The sequence below is a fragment of the Streptomyces sp. NPDC029836 genome, from assembly GCF_055574495.1.
The window spans coordinates 1,135,876-1,138,786 of the sequence record NZ_JBVHZI010000002.1; the positions used below are offsets into that span (position 1 = coordinate 1,135,876).

2 protein-coding genes and 1 rRNA gene are annotated in these 2,911 nt (G+C 71.5%); 2 read left to right on the forward strand and 1 reads right to left on the reverse strand.

Annotated features, from left to right (window positions below; all coding sequences use genetic code 11):
• Positions 1–113: 113 nt before the first annotated feature.
• Positions 114–1,076 carry an AAA family ATPase gene (locus tag ACZ4XJ_RS10895; protein ID WP_468495915.1) on the forward strand — a complete coding sequence of 321 codons (963 nt, stop codon included), beginning with the start codon at positions 114–116 and terminating at the stop codon, positions 1,074–1,076.
• The gene (locus tag ACZ4XJ_RS10900) at positions 1,076–2,386 is read left to right on the forward strand and encodes a DUF58 domain-containing protein (RefSeq protein ID WP_468495916.1); all 1,311 of its coding nucleotides are present in this window, start codon (positions 1,076–1,078) and stop codon (positions 2,384–2,386) included. The genes ACZ4XJ_RS10895 and ACZ4XJ_RS10900 overlap by 1 nt, the downstream gene beginning before the upstream one ends.
• Positions 2,387–2,656: 270 nt before the next feature.
• Here ACZ4XJ_RS10900 and rrf read toward each other — a convergent pair.
• A 5S ribosomal RNA gene (gene rrf, locus ACZ4XJ_RS10905) occupies positions 2,657–2,774 on the reverse strand.
• Between the last annotated feature and the right edge of the window lie 137 nt (positions 2,775–2,911).

Consider the following 2,911-nt stretch of genomic DNA (forward strand, 5'->3'; position numbering starts at 1 on the left):
GACGGCACCCGCGACGTGACCACCCTCCTCTTCGGCACCACCCCCGCCGACGACGCGGCACTCGTCGCGCTCGCCGACCACCTCGACGCCCTCGAAAGAGAGGTCCGCACTTCATGACGGCCACCACGGACAGCGCCCGCACCTCGCTGGAAGCGCTCCGCACCGAGATCGCCAAGGCCGTGGTCGGCCAGGACTCCGCCGTCACCGGTCTCGTCGTCGCACTCCTGTGCCGCGGCCACGTCCTCCTCGAAGGCGTCCCCGGCGTCGCGAAGACCCTCCTCGTGCGCGCCCTCGCCGCCTCCCTCGCACTCGACACCAAGCGCGTCCAGTTCACCCCGGACCTGATGCCGAGCGACGTCACCGGCTCCCTCGTCTACGACGCCCGCACCGCCGAGTTCTCCTTCCAGGACGGCCCGGTCTTCACCAACCTCCTGCTCGCCGACGAGATCAACCGCACGCCCCCCAAGACCCAGTCCTCGCTCCTCGAAGCGATGGAGGAACGCCAGGTCACGGTCGACGGCACCCCCCGCAAGCTCCCCGAGCCCTTCCTCGTCGCCGCCACCATGAACCCCGTCGAGTACGAGGGCACCTACCCCCTCCCCGAAGCCCAACTCGACCGCTTCCTCCTCAAACTGACCGTCCCGCTGCCCTCCCGCGAGGACGAGATCGGCGTCCTCACCCGGCACGCCGCCGGCTTCGACCCGCGCGACCTCGCCGCCGCCGGCCTCCGCCCCGTCGCCGGCCTGAGGGAACTCGAAGCCGCCCGCGAAGCCGTCACCCGCGTCACCGTCAGCCCCGAGATCACCGGCTACGTCGTCGACATCTGCCGCGCCACCCGCGAATCGCCGTCCCTGACCCTCGGCGTCTCCCCGCGCGGCGCGACCGCCCTGCTGGCCACCGCCCGCGCCTGGGCCTGGCTCGTCGGCCGCGACTACGTCACCCCCGACGACGTGAAGGCGCTCGCCCTGCCGACCCTGCGCCACCGCGTCCAACTGCGCCCGGAGGCCGAGATGGAGGGCGTCAGGGCCGACGCCGTCATCACCGCGATCCTCTCCCACGTCCCCGTCCCGCGCTGATGGCCCTCACCGGCCGCGCCGCCCTCCTGGCGGCCCTCGGCACCCTCCCCGTCGGCATCCTCGAACCGAGCTGGACGGGCCTCCTCGCCGTCAACGGCGGCATCGCCCTGGCCTGCGCCGTCGACTGCGCCCTCGCGGCGCCCGTCCGCAGCCTGCGCCTGACCCGCTCCGGCGACACCTCCGTCCGCCTCGGCGAGAGCGCCGACGTCCACCTCACCCTCACCAATCCGGGCCGCCGCACGCTCCGCGCCCGCCTGCGCGACGCCTGGCCGCCCAGCAGCTGGCAGCCCGGCACCGAAGGCCCCGCCTCCCGGCACGAGGTGACCGTCCCCGCCGGCGAACGCCGCCGCGTGACCACCCACCTGCTGCCCACCCGCCGCGGCGACCGCCGAGCCGACCGCGTCACCATCCGCTCGTACGGTCCGCTCGGCCTGATGTCCCGCCAGGGCACCCACACCGTCCCCTGGACGGTCCGCGTCCTACCGCCCTTCGCGAGCCGCAAACACCTCCCGTCCCGGCTCGCCCGCCTACGCGAACTGGACGGCCGTACGAGCGTCCTGACGCGCGGCGAAGGCACCGAGTTCGACAGCCTCCGCGACTACGTCCCCGGCGACGACACCCGCTCCATCGACTGGCGGGCCACCGCCCGCCAGAACAAGGTCGCCGTACGCACCTGGCGCCCCGAACGCGACCGGCACATCCTGATCTGCCTCGACACCGGTCGCACCGCCGCGGGCCGCGTCGGCGACGCCCCCCGCCTGGACGCGGCGATGGACGCGGCCCTGCTCCTCACCGCCCTGGCCACCCGCGCCGGTGACCGCGTGGACCTGCTGGCCCACGACCGTCGCGTCCGCGCCCAGGTCCAGGGCCGATCCGCCGCCGACACCCTGCCCGCCTTCGTCAACGCCATGGCGTCCCTCGAAGCGGAACTCGTCGAAACCGACTCCCGCTCACTGGTCTCCACCATCCTGCGCAGCGCCCCGCGCCGCTCCCTGGTCGTCCTCCTGACCAGCCTGGACGCCGCCCCGATCGAAGAGGGCCTGCTCCCCCTCCTCCCCAGCCTGACGCAGCGCCACACGGTCGTCCTGGCCTCGGTGGCCGACCCGCACGTGACGGGCATGACCCGCGCCCGCGGCACCGTCGACGCCGTCTACGAAGCCGCCGCCGGCACCCAGTCCCAGTCCCGACGCCGCCGCACGGCCGACCAACTCACCCGCCACGGAGTCCACGTCGTTGACGCCGACCCGGAAGCCCTCGCCCCGGCCCTGGCCGACACCTACCTCACCCTCAAGGCCACCGGCCGCCTCTAACACCCGAACTGACGACGCCGGTCGGCACAACCTGAGGTCATGCCCCTCAATGGCATCACCATGGGCGATCCCCCGACCCGCCTGACCAAGGTCGCCGACCTCATGGTCATCGCGGAGTAGGACACCGACGACACCACGAACGTCCTCGCCTCAAGAGCTACCCCGCCGACTGGTAGGACAACGCGGCAGGTATTTCCGGCAGCCCCTTAAACGCAGAAAAGCCCCGCACCGAACCCTGAAGGGCTGGTGCGGGGCTTTCCCACAATGATTGTTCGGCGGCGTCCTACTCTCCCACAGGGTCCCCCCTGCAGTACCATCGGCGCTGAAAGGCTTAGCTTCCGGGTTCGGAATGTAAACCGGGCGTTTCCCTAACGCTATGACCACCGAAACACTATGAAGTTAACCAAACCGGATATGGCACAGTTCGTTACTTCAGAACTAACACAGTGGACGCGAGCAACTGAGGACAAGCCCTCGGCCTATTAGTACCAGTCAGCTCCACCCGTTACCGGGCTTCCACATCTG

Bases quoted from the DNA above. Each gene is read 5' to 3' on its own strand.
- ACZ4XJ_RS10900 (WP_468495916.1), top strand. From the start codon at position 1,076: ATGGCCCTCACCGGCCGCGCCGCCCTCCTGGCGGCCCTCGGCACCCTC.
- ACZ4XJ_RS10895 (WP_468495915.1), top strand. From the start codon at position 114: ATGACGGCCACCACGGACAGCGCCCGCACCTCGCTGGAAGCGCTCCGC.